Raw genomic sequence first — 13,684 nt, 5'->3', positions numbered from 1 at the left:
GAGCGGTAGCCGATGCCGATGCCGGCGATCAGCACGAAGATCGCGCCGAAGGTCTGCAGCGAGCCGATCAGCGCGCCGCCCAGGCCGAGCAGCGGGGCGGCGATCATCAGCATGGTGCCGTCGCCGTAGGAGAACATCCCGGATCGGGCGACCGACCAGCCGGTGAGGAGCCAGCCCAGGCTGTAGAACGTGGCGCCGACCAGGACGAGACTCCGCGCGGTGGTGCCGAACACCGGCGCCTGCTCGGCCAGCCCGGCGAAGGGCAGCATCAGCACCATCCCGCCGATGCTGGCCAGCAGCCCGACGAGGGCGACCCGCCGGCACCGGGTCGCCGCCAGCAGGCCGGCGAGCGCCAGCAGGGCGAGCAGCCCGAGCCAGACCGCGGCCACCCAGCCGACCAGGTAGACCTGCTGGCCGTCCGCCGGGTACGGGTCGTTGCCCACCCCGCCGTCACTGGCGAGTGCCACCAGGCCGTAGAGGACCGCGTACGCGGGCAGCAGCCAGACCGCCGCGCGGGCGAACCGGCGGACCGACCAGGCCCAGCTCGCGTCGGTGGCCGGGGCGGCCGGCCCGGGCTCGGAGACGAACGGCAGTACCCCGAACCCGCCCCCGGTACGCCGCGTGCCGAGCGGCCCGGCCGGGTCGTGCGCGCCGGGGACCGGGGTCCTGGAAAACAGCCGGTTCGCCGGATCCTTCATGCCTCACCTCGCTCCGCGCGGGACGCGCAAACGGCGCCCCGGTCCTGGTCACGACCCGTCCTCAGACCGATCGTGGCAGGCACCGAGGCGCCGCATGAGGGATTCTCGGATTTGCCGGCGGGCTCCCCGTCAGCCCCGTTCGCGCTGGTCCGACGGGTCCTTGAGCAGGCTCTCCGGCGTGACCGGCTCGGGCGCCGGCAGCCCCTGCGGGGCGGTGCCGCCGGTGGCCTGGGCCTCGGCCACGCGTACCTCGTTGTGGATCTCCTGGGCGGCGGTGGCGGCGGCCTGCGCGGCCTCGGCGGCCTCCCGCTCCACCTCGCCGGCGCCCTTGCTGGCCTCCGGCGACGGCGCGTCGCCGACCATGCCGGCCAGGCCGCCCAGCGCGCCGCCCATGCCCTCGAGGGCCTTGGTCAGCTCGGCCGGGACGATCCAGACCTTGTTGGCCGAGCCGTTGGCGATCTGCGGCAGCGCCTGAAGGTATTGGTAGGCGAGCACCTTCTGGCTCGGGTTGGCCTGGTGGATCGCGTCGAACACGGTCCGGATCGCCTTGGCCTGGCCCTCCGCCTGGAGGATGCGGGCCTGCCGGTCACCGTCGGCGCGCAGCACGGCGGCCTGCTTCTCACCCTCGGCGGTGAGGATCTGCGACTGCTTGAGGCCCTCGGCGTTGAGGATGGCGGCGCGGCGGTCCCGCTCGGCGCGCATCTGCTTCTCCATCGAGTCGCGGATGCTCGGCGGCGGCTCGATCGCCTTGATCTCGACCCGGGTCACCTTGATGCCCCACCGGCCGGTGGTCTCGTCCAGCACGCCGGAGAGGTGGCGGTTGATCTCCTCGCGGCTGGTCAGCGCCCGCTCCAGGTCCAGCGAGCCGATCACGTTGCGCAGCGTGGTGACGGTGAGCTGCTCGATGGCCTGGAGGAAGTTGGAGATCTCGTAGGTGGCGCGGACCGAGTCGACGACCTTGAAGTAGAGCACCGTGTCGATCGAGACGACGAGGTTGTCCGAGGTGATCACCGGCTGCGGCGGGAAGCTGACCACCTGCTCCCGCATGTCGACCTTGGTGCGCACCGCGTCGATGAACGGCACCAGCAGGTTGAGCCCCGGGCTCAGGGTCCGCTTGTACTTGCCCAGCCGCTCCACCACGTCCTGGCGCTGCTGCGGCACGATCCGCACCGCCTTCACCAGCGTCACCACGACGATCACGGCGACGGCGATCAACAGGATCGCTGCAAACTCCATATCTTCACCTTTTCCCTTCGGGCAGTCCGCCCGGGGTGGAAATCTCGTCCTGCCAGACCAGGGCGGTCGCGCCCCGGACCTTTATCACCTGCACCCGGTCGCCCACCGCGTAGCTGCGCGTGGCGTCGTACGACCGGGCCGTCCACAGCTCACCGTCGATCTTGACGAGGCCGCGCTCGGCGTCGACCGGCTCCAGCACCACCGCGCTGGCCCCCTCGATCGCCTCGATGCCGAACGGCTGCTCGCCGCTCTCCAGCGCCGGCATGGCGTGCCGCTTGATGACCGGCCGGACCAGCGCCACCGACAGCGCGGAGACCACCGCGAAGACAAGCGCCTGGATCGCGACCGGGGCGCCGAGCGCGGCGGCCCCGGCGGCGGCGAACGCCCCGGCGGCGAACATGATCAGGAAGAGCGTCGTCGTGAAGATCTCGGCGACCGCCAGCAGCACACCCAGCACGATCCAGAACACGGCGTCCACCCTTAGATCGTGACACGCCGACGCACGCCACACCGACCCGAAATGATCACCTAAGCTCGGCACCGCGCCGACGACCGTCGAGGAGGACGCCATGGCCCTGCTGCCCGAGACCGCCCGACAGGTGGACCTGCTGGTCGCCCGGGCCCAGGCGGAGGGGCGCGGCCCCTCGCTCGCCCTCGGGGTGGTGCGGGACGGCGGCCTGGCGCACGTCGCGCTCGCCGGCGAGCAGCCCCGCCCCGACGCGGACCTCCAGTACCGGATCGGCTCGATCAGCAAGACCATGACGGCCGTGCTGGTGATGCAGCAGCGCGACGCCGGCCGGCTGGCCCTGGACGACCCGCTGGACGAGCACCTGCCCGGCACCCCGGTCGGCGCGCTCACCCTGCGCCAGCTCCTCGGGCACGCCAGTGGCCTGCAACGGGAGCCGGACGGGCAGTGGTGGGAGCGGACCGCGGGCGCCGACCTGGCGACCCTGCTCGCCGGGCTCACCCCGGCCAAGATCGCTCACCCGCCGCACCACGTCTACCACTACTCGAACCTGGCGTACGGGCTGCTCGGCGGGGTGCTGGAGCGGATCACCGGCACGCCCTGGGCCGACCTGCTCCGCGAGCGGCTGTTCGCACCGCTCGGCATGCGCCGCACCACCTACCACCCCACCGAGCCGTACGCCCGCGGCTACGTCGTGCACCCCTGGCACGACACGCTCCGGGAGGAGCCGCGCACCGACACCGGGGCGATGGCACCGGCCGGCCAGCTCTGGTCGACGGTCGAGGACCTCGCCCGCTGGGCGGCCTTCCTGGCCGACCCGGCGCCGGACGTGCTCGCCCCGGCGACGCTCACCGAGATGTGCGCGCCCGTGGTGATCAGCGACCTGGACGCCTGGACCGGCGGGCACGGCCTCGGCGTGGAGCTCTACCGGGTCGGCGACCGGGTGTACGCGGGCCACGGCGGCTCGATGCCCGGGTACGTCGCCGGCCTGGCCGTGCACCGCCCCACCCGCACCGCCGTGGTCGACTTCGCCAACTCGTACGGGCTGCGCGCCGGCCACCACGTCGTCGGCCTGGCCCGGGAGATCCTCACCCTGGTGCTGGACGCCGAGCCGGCCGCGCCCACCCCGTGGCGCCCGGCCGAGGCGCCGCCCGCCGACCTGGCCGAGCTGACCGGCCGCTGGTGGTGGATGGGCGGCGAGTACGAGTTCCGGATCGACCCCGCCGGTGACCTGGTGGGCGGCCAGGTCGGCCGCCCGCTGCTCCGCTTCACCCCGGAGAGCCCCGACCGCTGGCGTGGCCGCTCCGGCTCCCAGGACGGCGAACTGCTCACCGTCATCCGCGACGACGAGGGCCGCGCCGTCGCCCTCGACATCGCCACCTTCGTCTTCACCCGAACCCCCGACCAGGAACCCTGACCACCGGGCCCTGGACCGCAACCACGAATCACGGCGCGGTGACGAAATCGATCAACCGCTCCACCGCGTTGATCAGCGGCGTCTCCACATCAGCGAAACTGTCCACCCGGGACAGGATGTGCCGCCACATGTCCGCCGGCTCCGCCACCCCGAGAGCCGCGCAGACGCCCTCCTTCCAGGGCCGCCCCGGCGGCACCACGGGCCAGGCCGCGATGCCCAGCGCCCGGGGCTTCACGGCCTGCCACACGTCGACGTACGGGTGCCCGGTGACCAGCACGTGCGGCGAGGTGACCCGGGCCACGATCCGGCTCTCCTTGGAGCCGGGCACCAGGTGGTCGACCAGCACGCCCAGCCGGCGACCCGGGCCGGGGTCGAAGGCGCGTACCTCGGCGGCGAGTTCGTCGATGCCGTCGAGGGGTTCCACCACCACGCCCTCGATCCGCAGGTCGTCGCCCCAGATCCGCTCGACCAGCGCCGCGTCGTGCACGCCCTCGACCCAGATCCGGCTGGCCTTGGCGACCTGCGCCCGGACGTTGTCGACCGCGATCGAGCCGGAGGCGGTGCGCCGCCGGGCGGCGGGCACCGCGGCAGGGGCCGGGCGGCGCAGGGTGACCGGCCGGCCGTCGAGCAGGAACGCGGCGGGCAGCAGCGGGAAGTTTCGCCGCCGCCCGTGCCGGTCCTCCAGGACCACCGCGCCGGACTCGAAGCCGACCACCGCGCCGCAGAACCCGGAGTCGGCGTCCTCGACCACCAGGTCGGGTTCGGCGTCGACCTCCGGGGTCGCCTTCCGCCGCCGCCAGTCGCCCGCCAGCACGTCGCCGTCGTATCGCCCCGCCATGTGGATCACGCTAGCCACCGGCCCGGCGCGTCGCGCGGCGACGCGCCGACCAGGCGTCCCACCGGCGGCACAGAAAGGGGCGAAGGGGGTAGTTGGGGGCAGGTCACGCCGCCGGAGCGGCAGCCGAGACAGCGACGGCGGCGAGCACGTACCCTTTCGGCATGTCCTCCCCCGCAACGGGCGCGGCCACGCTGGCTCCGCGCCGGTCGAGCCGCTTCGTCGCCTGGGTACGCGCCTGGCGGGCCGGCCTGGTGCCGTTCGACGAGGTCGCCGACGAGATCGCCGGCGACGAGGAGCACCTGGTCGCCGACGCCCCCGGCACCTGGACCGACGTGTCCCTGCGGGAGGCGCTGCCCAGCCTGGCCAAGCTCTCCCCCGACGAGATCCGCCTGGTGCTGCCCGCACCGGGCGACCCGCGCGGGCTGCCCGGCCCCGGCGACTTCGCCGGGGCGGCGCTGCTGGCCGGCGAGGCCGTGGTGGCCAGCGGGCTCGGGTTCGTCCCCGAGGTGCGCACGCACACCTCGGGCTCGGGGATGACCTGGGAGACCGTGCTCTGGCGGGTCTACCCGCTGCCGGCCGACGCGCCGAAGGCGTCCCTGGTCACGCCCGGCGCGGCCGAGGCGGAGGCCGAACTGGCCGCCGCGCTGGCCGAGACGACCGCCGCGCTGACCCGGCTCGACGTGGCCCAGTGGCGGCCCGAGCTGGCCGGCGCGCTCGCCGCGCTGCGCCGCCCGGACGGCGGGACCGACCTGCCGCCCGGCTTCGACCCGCGGTCCCGCCGGCTGTTCGCCCGTGCGGCCGTGCTGGACCGGGTGCTCGCCCTGGCCGGGGAGAGCGCCCCGGGCGGGGCGGTGAACACCTACGAGGCGCAGCAGCGGGACGCGGCACTGCGGCCGTTGACCACCGCCTGCCGGCAGGCCCTGGTGGCCGCCTGCAACGCCCCGCTGCGCCCCTGAGCCGGGCTCAGACCTCGTCGATCAGGTCGGCCACCGAGTCGACGATGCGCGACGGCCGGTAGGGGTAGCGCTCCGCCTCGGTCCGGCTGCTGATGCCGGTGAGCACGAGGATCGTCTCCAGCCCCGCCTCAAGGCCGCAGAGGATGTCGGTGTCCATCCGGTCGCCGATCATGGCGGTCGACTCGGAGTGCGCGTCGATGGTGTTCAGCGCCGAGCGCATCATCATCGGGTTCGGCTTGCCGACGAAGTACGGCTCCACCCCGGTCGCCTTGGAGATCATCGCGGCCACCGAGCCGGCGGCGGGCAGCGCGCCCTCCACCGACGGGCCGGTCGCGTCGGGGTTGGTGCAGATGAACCGGGCCCCGTCGTTGATCAGCCGGATCGCCTTGGTGATCGCCTCGAAGCTGTAGGTGCGGGTCTCCCCCAGCACCACGTAGTCGGGGGCGAAGTCGCTGAGCACGTAGCCCACCGCGTGCAGCGCCGTGGTGAGGCCGGCCTCGCCGATCACGTACGCGGTGCCGCCGGGCCGCTGGTCGGCCAGGAACTGGGCGGTGGCCAGCGCGGAGGACCAGATCGCCTCCTCCGGCACGTCCAGCCCCATCCGGGCCAGCCGGGCCTGGAGGTCGCGCGGCGTGTAGATCGAGTTGTTGGTGAGCACGAGGAACGGCTTGCCGGAGGCGCGCAGCCTCTTGACGAACTCGGGCGCGCCGGGCACCGGCTGGCCCTCGTGCACCAGCACTCCGTCCATGTCGGTGAGCCAGCTCTGCACCGGCTTGCGGTCATGCATCTGTCGTCCCCAGGGGGTGTCGGAGGTGGTCGGGCTCAGGGACGGCGGGCCGGGGGCACGCAGCACAGCGCCGGGCAGGTGTCCCAGGTGGGCAGCTCGCCGAGGCGGCGGAAGTATCGCTCGCCGTCCGGGGCGCTCCGCTCCAGCACCAGCTCACGGACCATCGCCACGAAGCGCGGGTCGGTGCCGGGCGTGCCGGCGCGGACGAAGTCGAGGCCGAGCTGCTTGGCGGTGTCGAGGGCCTCGGTGTCCAGGTCCCACACCACCTCGAGGTGGTCGGAGACGAACCCGATCGGGCTGACCACCACGCCGGTCACGCCCTCGCCGGCGAGCGCGGCCAGGTGGTCGTTGATGTCCGGCTCCAGCCACGGCACCTGCGGCGGCCCGGAGCGGCTCTGCCAGACCAGGTCGTAGGGCAGGTCCGGCGCCGCGGCGGCGTGCACGAGCCGGGCCGTCTCCGCGAGCTGCGCGGTGTACCGGCCGCCGTGCGGACCGGCGGTGGCGGCCGCCGACACCGGCACCGAGTGCGCGGTGAACACGAGCCGGGTGCTGTCCCGCCGGGCCGGGTCGAGCTGCGCCAGCGCGGCCCGGACGGCGTCGGCGTGCGGCTCGACGAAGCCCGGGTGGTCCCAGAACTGGCGCAGCTTCTCGATCAGCGGGGCGTCCGGGCCGACGGCGGCCCGGGCCGCGGCGATGTCCTCCTGGTACTGCCGGCAGGACGAGTAGCCGCCGTAGGCGCTGGTCACGAAGGCGAGGGCCCGCTGGATGCCGTCGTCACGCATCCGCGCCACCGTGTCGGCGAGCATCGGGTCCCAGTTGCGGTTGCCCCAGTAGACCGGCAGGTCGACACCGTTGGCGGCGAAGTCCTCCCGGATCGCCGCGAGCAGGTCACGGCACTGCTGGTTGATCGGGGACACCCCGCCGAAGTGCAGGTAGTGCTCGACGACCTCGGCGAGCCGCTCCGGCGGCACGCCCCGCCCCCGCGTCACGTTCTGGAGGAAGGGCAGCACGTCCTCGGGCCGCTCGGGGCCGCCGAAGGAGACCAGCACCAACGCGTCGTACGCCATGGTCCCATTCTCCCCCGACGGCCGTGCCGGTCCCGCGACCACCCCGGGACGAGCGGGTTTCGCGCCCGGTCTCAGGCGCCGATGGCGTGGTAGCCGCCGTCGACGTGGACGATCTCGCCGGTGGTGGCCGGGAACCAGTCGGACAGCAGCGCCAGGCAGGCCCGGGCGGCCGGCTCCTGGTCGGTCAGGTTCCAGCCCAGCGGGGCGCGCTCGGCCCAGGCCTCCTCGAACTGCTCGAAGCCGGGGATGGACTTGGCGGCGATGGTGCGCAGCGGACCGGCGGCGACCAGGTTGCTGCGGATGCCCTGCTTGCCCAGGTGCAGGGCCAGGTAGCGGGAGGCGGACTCCAGCCCGGCCTTGGCCACGCCCATCCAGTCGTAGACCGGCCAGGCCTTGGTGGCGTCGAAGGTGAGGCCCACCACGGCGCCGCCCGCCGACATGAGCGGCAGGGCCGCCATGGCCAGCGACTTGTAGGAGTAGGTGGAGACCTGGAGGGCGGTGGCCACGTCCTCCCAGGGCGCGTCGAGGAAGCCGCCGCCGAGGCAGCTCTGCGGGGCGAAGCCGATCGAGTGCACCACCCCGTCGAGGCCGTCGACGTGCTCGCGCACCCGGTCGGCCAGGCCGGCCAGGTGCTCGGCGTTGGTCACGTCCAGCTCGATCACCGGCGCCGGCTCGGGCAGCCGCTTGGCGATCCGCTCGACCAGGGAGAGCCGGCCGTAGCCGGTGAGCACGACCTGGGCGCCGTTCTCCTGGGCGAGCTTCGCCACCGAGAAGGCGATCGAGGCGTCGGTGATGACGCCGGTGACCAGCAGCCGCTTACCGGCCAGGAGTCCGGACATTGTGCAGTTCCCTCCGTACTTTCTCAGTGACCCATGCCCAGGCCGCCGTCGACCGGGATGACGGCGCCGGAGACGTACGCGGCCGCGTCCGAGGCGAGCCAGGTGACCGCCGCGGCGACCTCGTCGGGGCTGGCCATCCGGCCCGCCGGGATCGACTTGCGGATCTCCGCCCGGCGCTCCTCGGACAGCACGGCGGTCATGTCGGTGTCGATGAAGCCGGGAGCCACCACGTTCGCCGTGATGTTGCGGCTGCCCAGCTCGCGGGTGATGGACCGGGCCACGCCGACCAGGCCGGCCTTGCTGGCCGCGTAGTTGACCTGGCCCGCGCCGCCGGCGAGGCCGACGACCGAGGAGATGAAGACCATCCGGCCCCACTTCGCCCGGAGCATCTTCGTCGAGGCCCGCTTGGCGACCCGGAACGCGCCGGTGAGGTTGGTGTCGAGCACCCGGGTGAACTGCTCCTCCGACATCCGCAGGAGCAGCGTGTCGTCGGTGATGCCGGCGTTGGCCACCAGCACCTCGACCGGGCCGAGCTCGGCCTCGACGGCGGCGAACGCGGCGTCCACCGACTCGGCGTCGGTCACGTCACACTTCACGCCGAACAGCCCCGCCGGGGCCTCGCCGCTGCGGTGGGTCACCGCCACCCGGTCGCCCTGCTTGGCGAAGGCCTGCGCGATGGCCAGGCCGATTCCCCGGTTTCCGCCGGTCACCAGCACGGTACGGGCCACGGTTCCCCCTCTGCTCAGCTGATCTCCCAATCGCTGGCGAGCCTAGGGGTTACCGAGGGGTAAGCGCTAACCCGTGCGAGGTCGGCGGCCGGCCCGGCGGCCCGGTCGGGCGGGCCCGGTGGACCGGTCGGCCGAGTGCGTGCCGCGGGCGCGCCGGGTGTACGATGATCAGCGTTTGCGGGCAGTGGATCGCCCGCCGTCGAGCCCCGCCGACCGCAGGAGGTGATCGCTGTGCGAGATAGCGATCCTCCCAGTCGTGGCCGGGCCGACCGTCAGCCCCGCTGAGCCACGACTCAGCCGGCGCGGCTGACCCCGCTCCCCGCCCCCGCACCGCCCGTCTCCTCGGCCGTCCGCCGGGGCGACCGTGCTGCGCGGCCCGGGCGGAGCACCCCGGTCACGACTTCGTGTGCGTACGTCCTGATCCACCTTCGCGGTCCGTCCCGCCGGACCGTCCGTCGCCACGGAGCAGTCCCATGAGCCGTTACGTCGCCCCGCTGGGCTTCACCCTCGCCGCCGTCTGGGTGGCCGTCATCTTCGTCCTGGCCGGCGGCGGTCACTGACCACCACCGGCCGGGCACCGGCCGTCCCGCCTCAGAGCAGGCGGGACGACCAGAGCAGGCTCAGCCCTCCCGCGCAGAGCGCGAGGAGCAGCGCGATCCCCGCGTACCACTGGGTGATCTCCCGCGGCTCGGTCCGGAACCCGATCGAGCTGCCCATGTCCTGGTAGACCTGCTTCAGCTCGCTCACCGAGGCGGCCTCGTAGAAGTAGCCCTGGGTGGTCTCGGCGAGCTGCGACAGCGCCATCCGGTCCACCGGCACCCGCTGGAGCTGACCGCCGATGTCCACCTGGCCCGAGTCGGTGCCGAACGCGATGGTGGAGACCGGCACGTTGGCCGCCTGCGCCGCCGCGGCCGCCTCCTCCACCGAGCGGCCCGAGGTGCGGTAGCCGTCGGAGAGCAGCACGATCCGGGCCGGCGGGATGCCGGCCGCGCCGTCCGCCGGCACCGAGCGGATCGCCTCCAGGCAGGTGAACACCGCCTCGCCGGTGGCGGTCGCCTCGGCCAGCACCAGGCCGTCGATGGCGGTGGTCACCGCGCCCCGGTCCTTGGTCGGCGGGACCAGCACGTTCGCCGACTTGGCGAAGGAGACCAGCCCGAGGTTGTAGCTCTCCGGCAGCTCGCCGACGAACTGCTTGGCCGCCTCCTGCGCGGCCTCCAGCCGGTTCGGCGCCACGTCGTCGGCCTGCATGGACAGCGACACGTCGATGGCGAGCATCACGGTCGCCCGTTCGAGGGGCTCCTTGGTGTCGATCGCCGGCCGGGCCAGCCCGGTGGCGAGCACCAGCAGGCAGAGCAGGAAGGCGGTGGCCGCCGCGTGCCGCCGCCAGCCCAGCCCCTTCGGCGCCAGGGTGCGCAGCAGGTCCACGTTGGTGAACCGCAGGGCGTACTGCCGGCGGTGCAGCTGCCGCCAGACGTACGCGGCGGCGAGGGCGAGCACCGGCAGCACGGCCAGCAGCCACCACGGTTGCAGAAAACGGATCATCGGGTCGTCCCTCGGGTGCGGGCGTGCCGCTGCGCGGCCACGAAACGCACCATGTCCAGCAGCCAGTCTCGGTCGGTACGCAGTCGAAGGTGGGCCGCGCCGGCGGTGCGCAGCTCGGCGGCGATCGCCGCGCGCTGGGCGGCCGCCGACTCGGCGTACCGGCGGCGCAGGCCCGGGTCGGCGGTCTGCACCTCGTGCAGCTCCCCCGTCTCCGGATCGACCACCGGCAGCACCCCGACGTCGGGCAGTTCCAGCTCGCGCGGGTCGACCACCTCGATGGCCAGCACGTCGTGCCGGACCCGCAGCTTACGGATCGGGCGGCCCCACTGCTGGGGCGGCGCGAGGAAGTCGGAGATCACCACCGCCACGCCCCGCCGGCGCGGCGGCCGGTTGAGCATGTCGACGAGGACGCCCAGGTCGCTGCGGCCGGGCCGGATCTCGGTGCCGGCGATGGCCCGCAGCAGCCCCTGCGCCTCCTTGCGGCCGGCCCGGGCGGGCAGCCGGTGCAGCGTCCCGGGCCCGGCGGGCGGGGAGCCGCCCCGCCACCGGCCGGCCGGCGCCGGCGCGCCCGTGCCGACCACCGCGCCGATCCGGTTGCCGCCCCGGACGGTCAGGTGGGCCAGGGCGGCCGCGGCGGCGACCACCACGTCCCGCTTGAGCCACCGACCGGTGCCGAAGTCCAGGCTGGCCGAGAGGTCGACCGCCAGCCAGGTCTCCAGCTCCCGGTCGGCCACCGTACGCCGGACGTGCGGCATGGTGGTGCGGGCGGTGACTGGCCAGTCCATCCGGCGCACGTCGTCGCCGGGGCGGTACTCGCGGGACTCGCCCGCCTCGCTGCCCGGTCCGGGCAGCAGCCCGGCGTAGTCGCCCTGGAGCAGCCCGTCCAGCTTGCGGGTGACCATGAGCTGCAACCGGGCGAGGACGGCGCCGGAGCGCTCGTTCCCGGCCGGCAGCCGGGTGGGTGGGGTCACGGCCGCTGCCCGGGCCAGCCGCCGTGCGGGACGGCCGGTGGCGGCGGCGTGGCCTGCTGCCGGGGCGCGACCGCCGGCAGCGGGATTGTCGACATCACCCGGTGCACGATGTGGTCGGCCGGCACGTCGTCGGCCAGCGCGTCGTAGCTGAGCACCAGCCGGTGCCGCAGGATGTCCGGGGCGATGTCCTGCACGTCCTGGGGCAGGGCGTAGTCGCGGCCGCGCAGCAGGGCCAGCGCCCGGGTGGCCCGGACCAGGCCGAGCGAGGCGCGCGGGCTGGCGCCGTACTGGATGAGCTGCGCGACGTCGGGCATGCCGTGCTCGGCGGGGGCCCGGGTGGCGAGGACCAGCCGGACCGCGTAGTCGACAAGCGCGTTGTGCACGAAGACCTGGTCGGCCTTGTGCTGGAGCGCGATGAGGTCCGGGGTGTCGAAGACCCGGGCCGGCTCGGGCGGGGCGACGCCCATCCGATAGACGATCTCCCGCTCCTCGGCGTCGGTCGGGTAGCCCACCACGATCTTCATGAGGAACCGGTCCCGCTGCGCCTCCGGCAGCGGGTAGACACCCTCCTGCTCGATCGGGTTCTGGGTGGCCATCACCAGGAACGGGTCGGGCACCCGGTGGGTCTCGCCGCCGATGGACACCTGGCGCTCGCTCATCACCTCCAGCAGGGCCGACTGCACCTTCGCCGGGGCCCGGTTGATCTCGTCGGCGAGCAGGAAGTTCACGAAGACCGGGCCGAGCTCGACGTCGAACTTCTCGCTGGACTGCCGGTAGATCCGGGTGCCCATGATGTCGGCCGGCACCAGGTCGGGGGTGAACTGGATCCGGGCGAACGATCCGCCGACCACCTTGGCCAGGGTCTCCACGGCGAGCGTCTTGGCGACGCCGGGCACCCCCTCCAGCAGGCAGTGGCCCCGGGCGAGCAGGGCCACGAACATCCGCTCCACCATCCGGTCCTGCCCGACGATCACCCGCTTGATCTCGAACAGCGCCCGCTCCAGCAGCGTGGCGTCCTGCGCCGGGGTGCTGGTCGCCGGGGGCGGCGCGTCCGGCGCTGCCTCGGTCGGGGTCGGGGCGTCGGGCGTGGTCGGCTGGGCCACCGGTCCTCCACAGCTTGGTCGTCGTCGCGGTGTGGTGCGTATCAAGACTGTCATGCCTTGCTGAGAGCCGAGGGCGGGAGAGGGACGATTTTCGCCGCGCCGTCCCCGGGCACGGAAAACGCTGAACACGGGTGGACAACAAGGGGTCCGGAGTGTGTACGATTCACCCCGTCGCCGGGCGGCTCCCCCCGTGGCCGCCCGGCGCTAAAGCTTCCGGCGTGCGGCCTTAGACTCGCCCCGGTGACCACTCCCACTCCCCCTGACGAGCCGCTGATCTGTTCGGCGCGGGGATGTCGCGCGCCCGCGGTGTGGGAGCTGCGCTGGAACAATCCCCGCCTGCACGAGCCCGAGCGACGCAAGACCTGGCTGGCCTGCGCCGAGCACCGGGGGTCGCTGGGCGACTTCCTCGACGCGCGCGGCTTCCTGCGCGAGGTCGTACCGGTGCCCGGATCGCCTACGCTCGGATCGTGAGCGAGCGCACGCGGATCACGCGGTGAACGGTGACGACCTCGCCGGCCGGCCGCCGGCCCCGACCGGTCCCCTGGAGCCCTGGCCGGAGACCGTCCGGTGGCAGCCGATCTCCCGCGACCTGATCTGGGTGGAGCTGATCCGGCTCGGCATCGGTCTCGCCGTGGCGCTGGTGGTGCTCGGCGTGGCCTGGGCGGTCGCCGGCCACTGGCTGCTCGGCGCCGCCCTGGGCGTGGCGCTGCTCCTGGCCGCCTGGCGGGCGGTCACCATCGTCCGCGCGGTGCGCGCCTGGGGCTACGCCGAGCGCGCGGACGACCTGCTGGTCCGGCACGGCCTGCTGGTGCGCCGGCTGTCCATCGTCCCCTACTCCCGGATGCAGTTCGTCGACGTGAGCGCGGGCCCGCTGGAGCGCGCCTTCGACCTGGCCACCGTGCAGTTGCACACCGCCGCGGCGGCGAGTGACGCCCGGGTGCCGGGCCTGCGACCGGCCGAGGCGTCCCGGCTGCGGGACCGGCTCACCGCGCTGGGCGAGGACCGGGCGGAGGGGCTGTGACGGGCGGCCGGGCCG

Annotated in this window: 15 protein-coding genes; 4 read left to right on the top strand and 11 right to left on the bottom strand. The window is 74.0% G+C overall.

Going from position 1 to position 13,684, the window contains the following annotated elements:
• From ACW0Q9_RS22420 to ACW0Q9_RS22410, 3 genes are all read right to left on the bottom strand, one after another.
• Positions 1 to 698, bottom strand: a 698-nt coding sequence (locus ACW0Q9_RS22420) for a hypothetical protein (RefSeq protein ID WP_456184355.1), incomplete at its 3' end; no start/stop codon positions are given.
• Positions 699 to 827: 129 nt separating this feature from the next.
• Positions 828 to 1,934, bottom strand: a complete 1,107-nt coding sequence (locus ACW0Q9_RS22415; RefSeq protein WP_456184353.1) for an SPFH domain-containing protein — start codon at positions 1,932 to 1,934, stop codon at positions 828 to 830.
• A 4-nt stretch (positions 1,935 to 1,938) separates the two neighbouring features.
• A complete protein-coding gene (locus tag ACW0Q9_RS22410; protein ID WP_456184351.1) occupies positions 1,939 to 2,412 on the bottom strand; it encodes an NfeD family protein in 474 nt (157 codons plus the stop codon).
• Between the two features lie 91 nt (positions 2,413 to 2,503).
• Between ACW0Q9_RS22410 and ACW0Q9_RS22405 the strand changes: the two genes are divergently transcribed.
• Positions 2,504 to 3,817, top strand: coding sequence for a serine hydrolase domain-containing protein (locus ACW0Q9_RS22405; protein ID WP_456184349.1), 1,314 nt, complete (start codon positions 2,504 to 2,506; stop codon positions 3,815 to 3,817).
• Positions 3,818 to 3,845: 28 nt separating this feature from the next.
• Here ACW0Q9_RS22405 and ACW0Q9_RS22400 read toward each other — a convergent pair whose 3' ends face one another.
• Positions 3,846 to 4,655 carry a DUF3097 domain-containing protein gene (locus ACW0Q9_RS22400; protein ID WP_456184347.1) on the bottom strand — a complete coding sequence of 270 codons (810 nt, stop codon included), beginning with the start codon at positions 4,653 to 4,655 and terminating at the stop codon, positions 3,846 to 3,848.
• A 161-nt stretch (positions 4,656 to 4,816) separates the two neighbouring features.
• Here ACW0Q9_RS22400 and ACW0Q9_RS22395 point away from each other — a divergent pair, with 161 nt between their 5' ends.
• A complete protein-coding gene (locus ACW0Q9_RS22395) occupies positions 4,817 to 5,611 on the top strand; it encodes a hypothetical protein (RefSeq protein WP_456184345.1) in 795 nt (264 codons plus the stop codon).
• A 7-nt stretch (positions 5,612 to 5,618) separates the two neighbouring features.
• Here ACW0Q9_RS22395 and ACW0Q9_RS22390 read toward each other — a convergent pair whose 3' ends face one another.
• The 7 genes from ACW0Q9_RS22390 to ACW0Q9_RS22360 form a co-directional block, all read right to left on the bottom strand.
• Positions 5,619 to 6,485: an HAD-IIA family hydrolase gene (locus ACW0Q9_RS22390; protein WP_456184359.1), complete on the bottom strand. Its 867-nt coding sequence runs from the start codon at positions 6,483 to 6,485 to the stop codon at positions 5,619 to 5,621.
• Positions 6,434 to 7,465 (bottom strand): ferrochelatase, encoded by a 1,032-nt coding sequence (locus ACW0Q9_RS22385; RefSeq protein WP_456184343.1) that lies wholly within the window; start codon positions 7,463 to 7,465, stop codon positions 6,434 to 6,436. Before ACW0Q9_RS22385 ends, ACW0Q9_RS22390 begins: the two co-directional genes overlap by 52 nt.
• Before the next feature lie 71 nt (positions 7,466 to 7,536).
• A complete protein-coding gene (gene fabI / locus ACW0Q9_RS22380; RefSeq protein ID WP_456184341.1) occupies positions 7,537 to 8,304 on the bottom strand; it encodes an enoyl-ACP reductase FabI in 768 nt (255 codons plus the stop codon).
• 23 nt (positions 8,305 to 8,327) lie between these two features.
• A complete protein-coding gene (fabG, locus tag ACW0Q9_RS22375) occupies positions 8,328 to 9,032 on the bottom strand; it encodes a 3-oxoacyl-ACP reductase FabG (RefSeq protein ID WP_456184339.1) in 705 nt (234 codons plus the stop codon).
• A 591-nt stretch (positions 9,033 to 9,623) separates the two neighbouring features.
• Complete coding sequence (locus tag ACW0Q9_RS22370) at positions 9,624 to 10,574, bottom strand: VWA domain-containing protein (RefSeq protein WP_456184337.1); 951 nt, start codon at positions 10,572 to 10,574, stop codon at positions 9,624 to 9,626.
• A complete protein-coding gene (locus tag ACW0Q9_RS22365) occupies positions 10,571 to 11,563 on the bottom strand; it encodes a DUF58 domain-containing protein (protein WP_456184357.1) in 993 nt (330 codons plus the stop codon). The genes ACW0Q9_RS22370 and ACW0Q9_RS22365 overlap by 4 nt, the downstream gene beginning before the upstream one ends.
• Positions 11,542 to 12,648, bottom strand: coding sequence for an AAA family ATPase (locus ACW0Q9_RS22360; RefSeq protein WP_456184335.1), 1,107 nt, complete (start codon positions 12,646 to 12,648; stop codon positions 11,542 to 11,544). Before ACW0Q9_RS22360 ends, ACW0Q9_RS22365 begins: the two co-directional genes overlap by 22 nt.
• Before the next feature lie 240 nt (positions 12,649 to 12,888).
• Here ACW0Q9_RS22360 and ACW0Q9_RS22355 point away from each other — a divergent pair, with 240 nt between their 5' ends.
• On the top strand, positions 12,889 to 13,119 hold the full coding sequence (locus ACW0Q9_RS22355; protein ID WP_456184333.1) for a hypothetical protein: 231 nt from the start codon (positions 12,889 to 12,891) through the stop codon (positions 13,117 to 13,119).
• A gap of 22 nt (positions 13,120 to 13,141) precedes the next feature.
• Complete coding sequence (locus ACW0Q9_RS22350) at positions 13,142 to 13,669, top strand: PH domain-containing protein (protein WP_456184331.1); 528 nt, start codon at positions 13,142 to 13,144, stop codon at positions 13,667 to 13,669.
• Positions 13,670 to 13,684 lie beyond the last annotated feature (15 nt).

It is taken from the genome of Micromonospora sp. I033 (assembly GCF_053890995.1).
The sequence above is the reverse complement of the archived record's forward strand: the minus strand, read 5'-3'. Positions and strand labels throughout refer to the sequence as shown.

Coding starts and splice junctions, on each gene's coding strand:
- ACW0Q9_RS22405 (WP_456184349.1), top strand. CDS start 2,504: ATGGCCCTGCTGCCCGAGACCGCCCGACAGGTGGACCTGCTGGTCGCC.
- ACW0Q9_RS22400 (WP_456184347.1), bottom strand. CDS start 4,655: ATGGCGGGGCGATACGACGGCGACGTGCTGGCGGGCGACTGGCGGCGG.
- ACW0Q9_RS22370 (WP_456184337.1), bottom strand. CDS start 10,574: ATGATCCGTTTTCTGCAACCGTGGTGGCTGCTGGCCGTGCTGCCGGTG.
- ACW0Q9_RS22385 (WP_456184343.1), bottom strand. CDS start 7,465: ATGGCGTACGACGCGTTGGTGCTGGTCTCCTTCGGCGGCCCCGAGCGG.
- fabI (WP_456184341.1), bottom strand. CDS start 8,304: ATGTCCGGACTCCTGGCCGGTAAGCGGCTGCTGGTCACCGGCGTCATC.
- ACW0Q9_RS22415 (WP_456184353.1), bottom strand. CDS start 1,934: ATGGAGTTTGCAGCGATCCTGTTGATCGCCGTCGCCGTGATCGTCGTG.
- ACW0Q9_RS22395 (WP_456184345.1), top strand. CDS start 4,817: ATGTCCTCCCCCGCAACGGGCGCGGCCACGCTGGCTCCGCGCCGGTCG.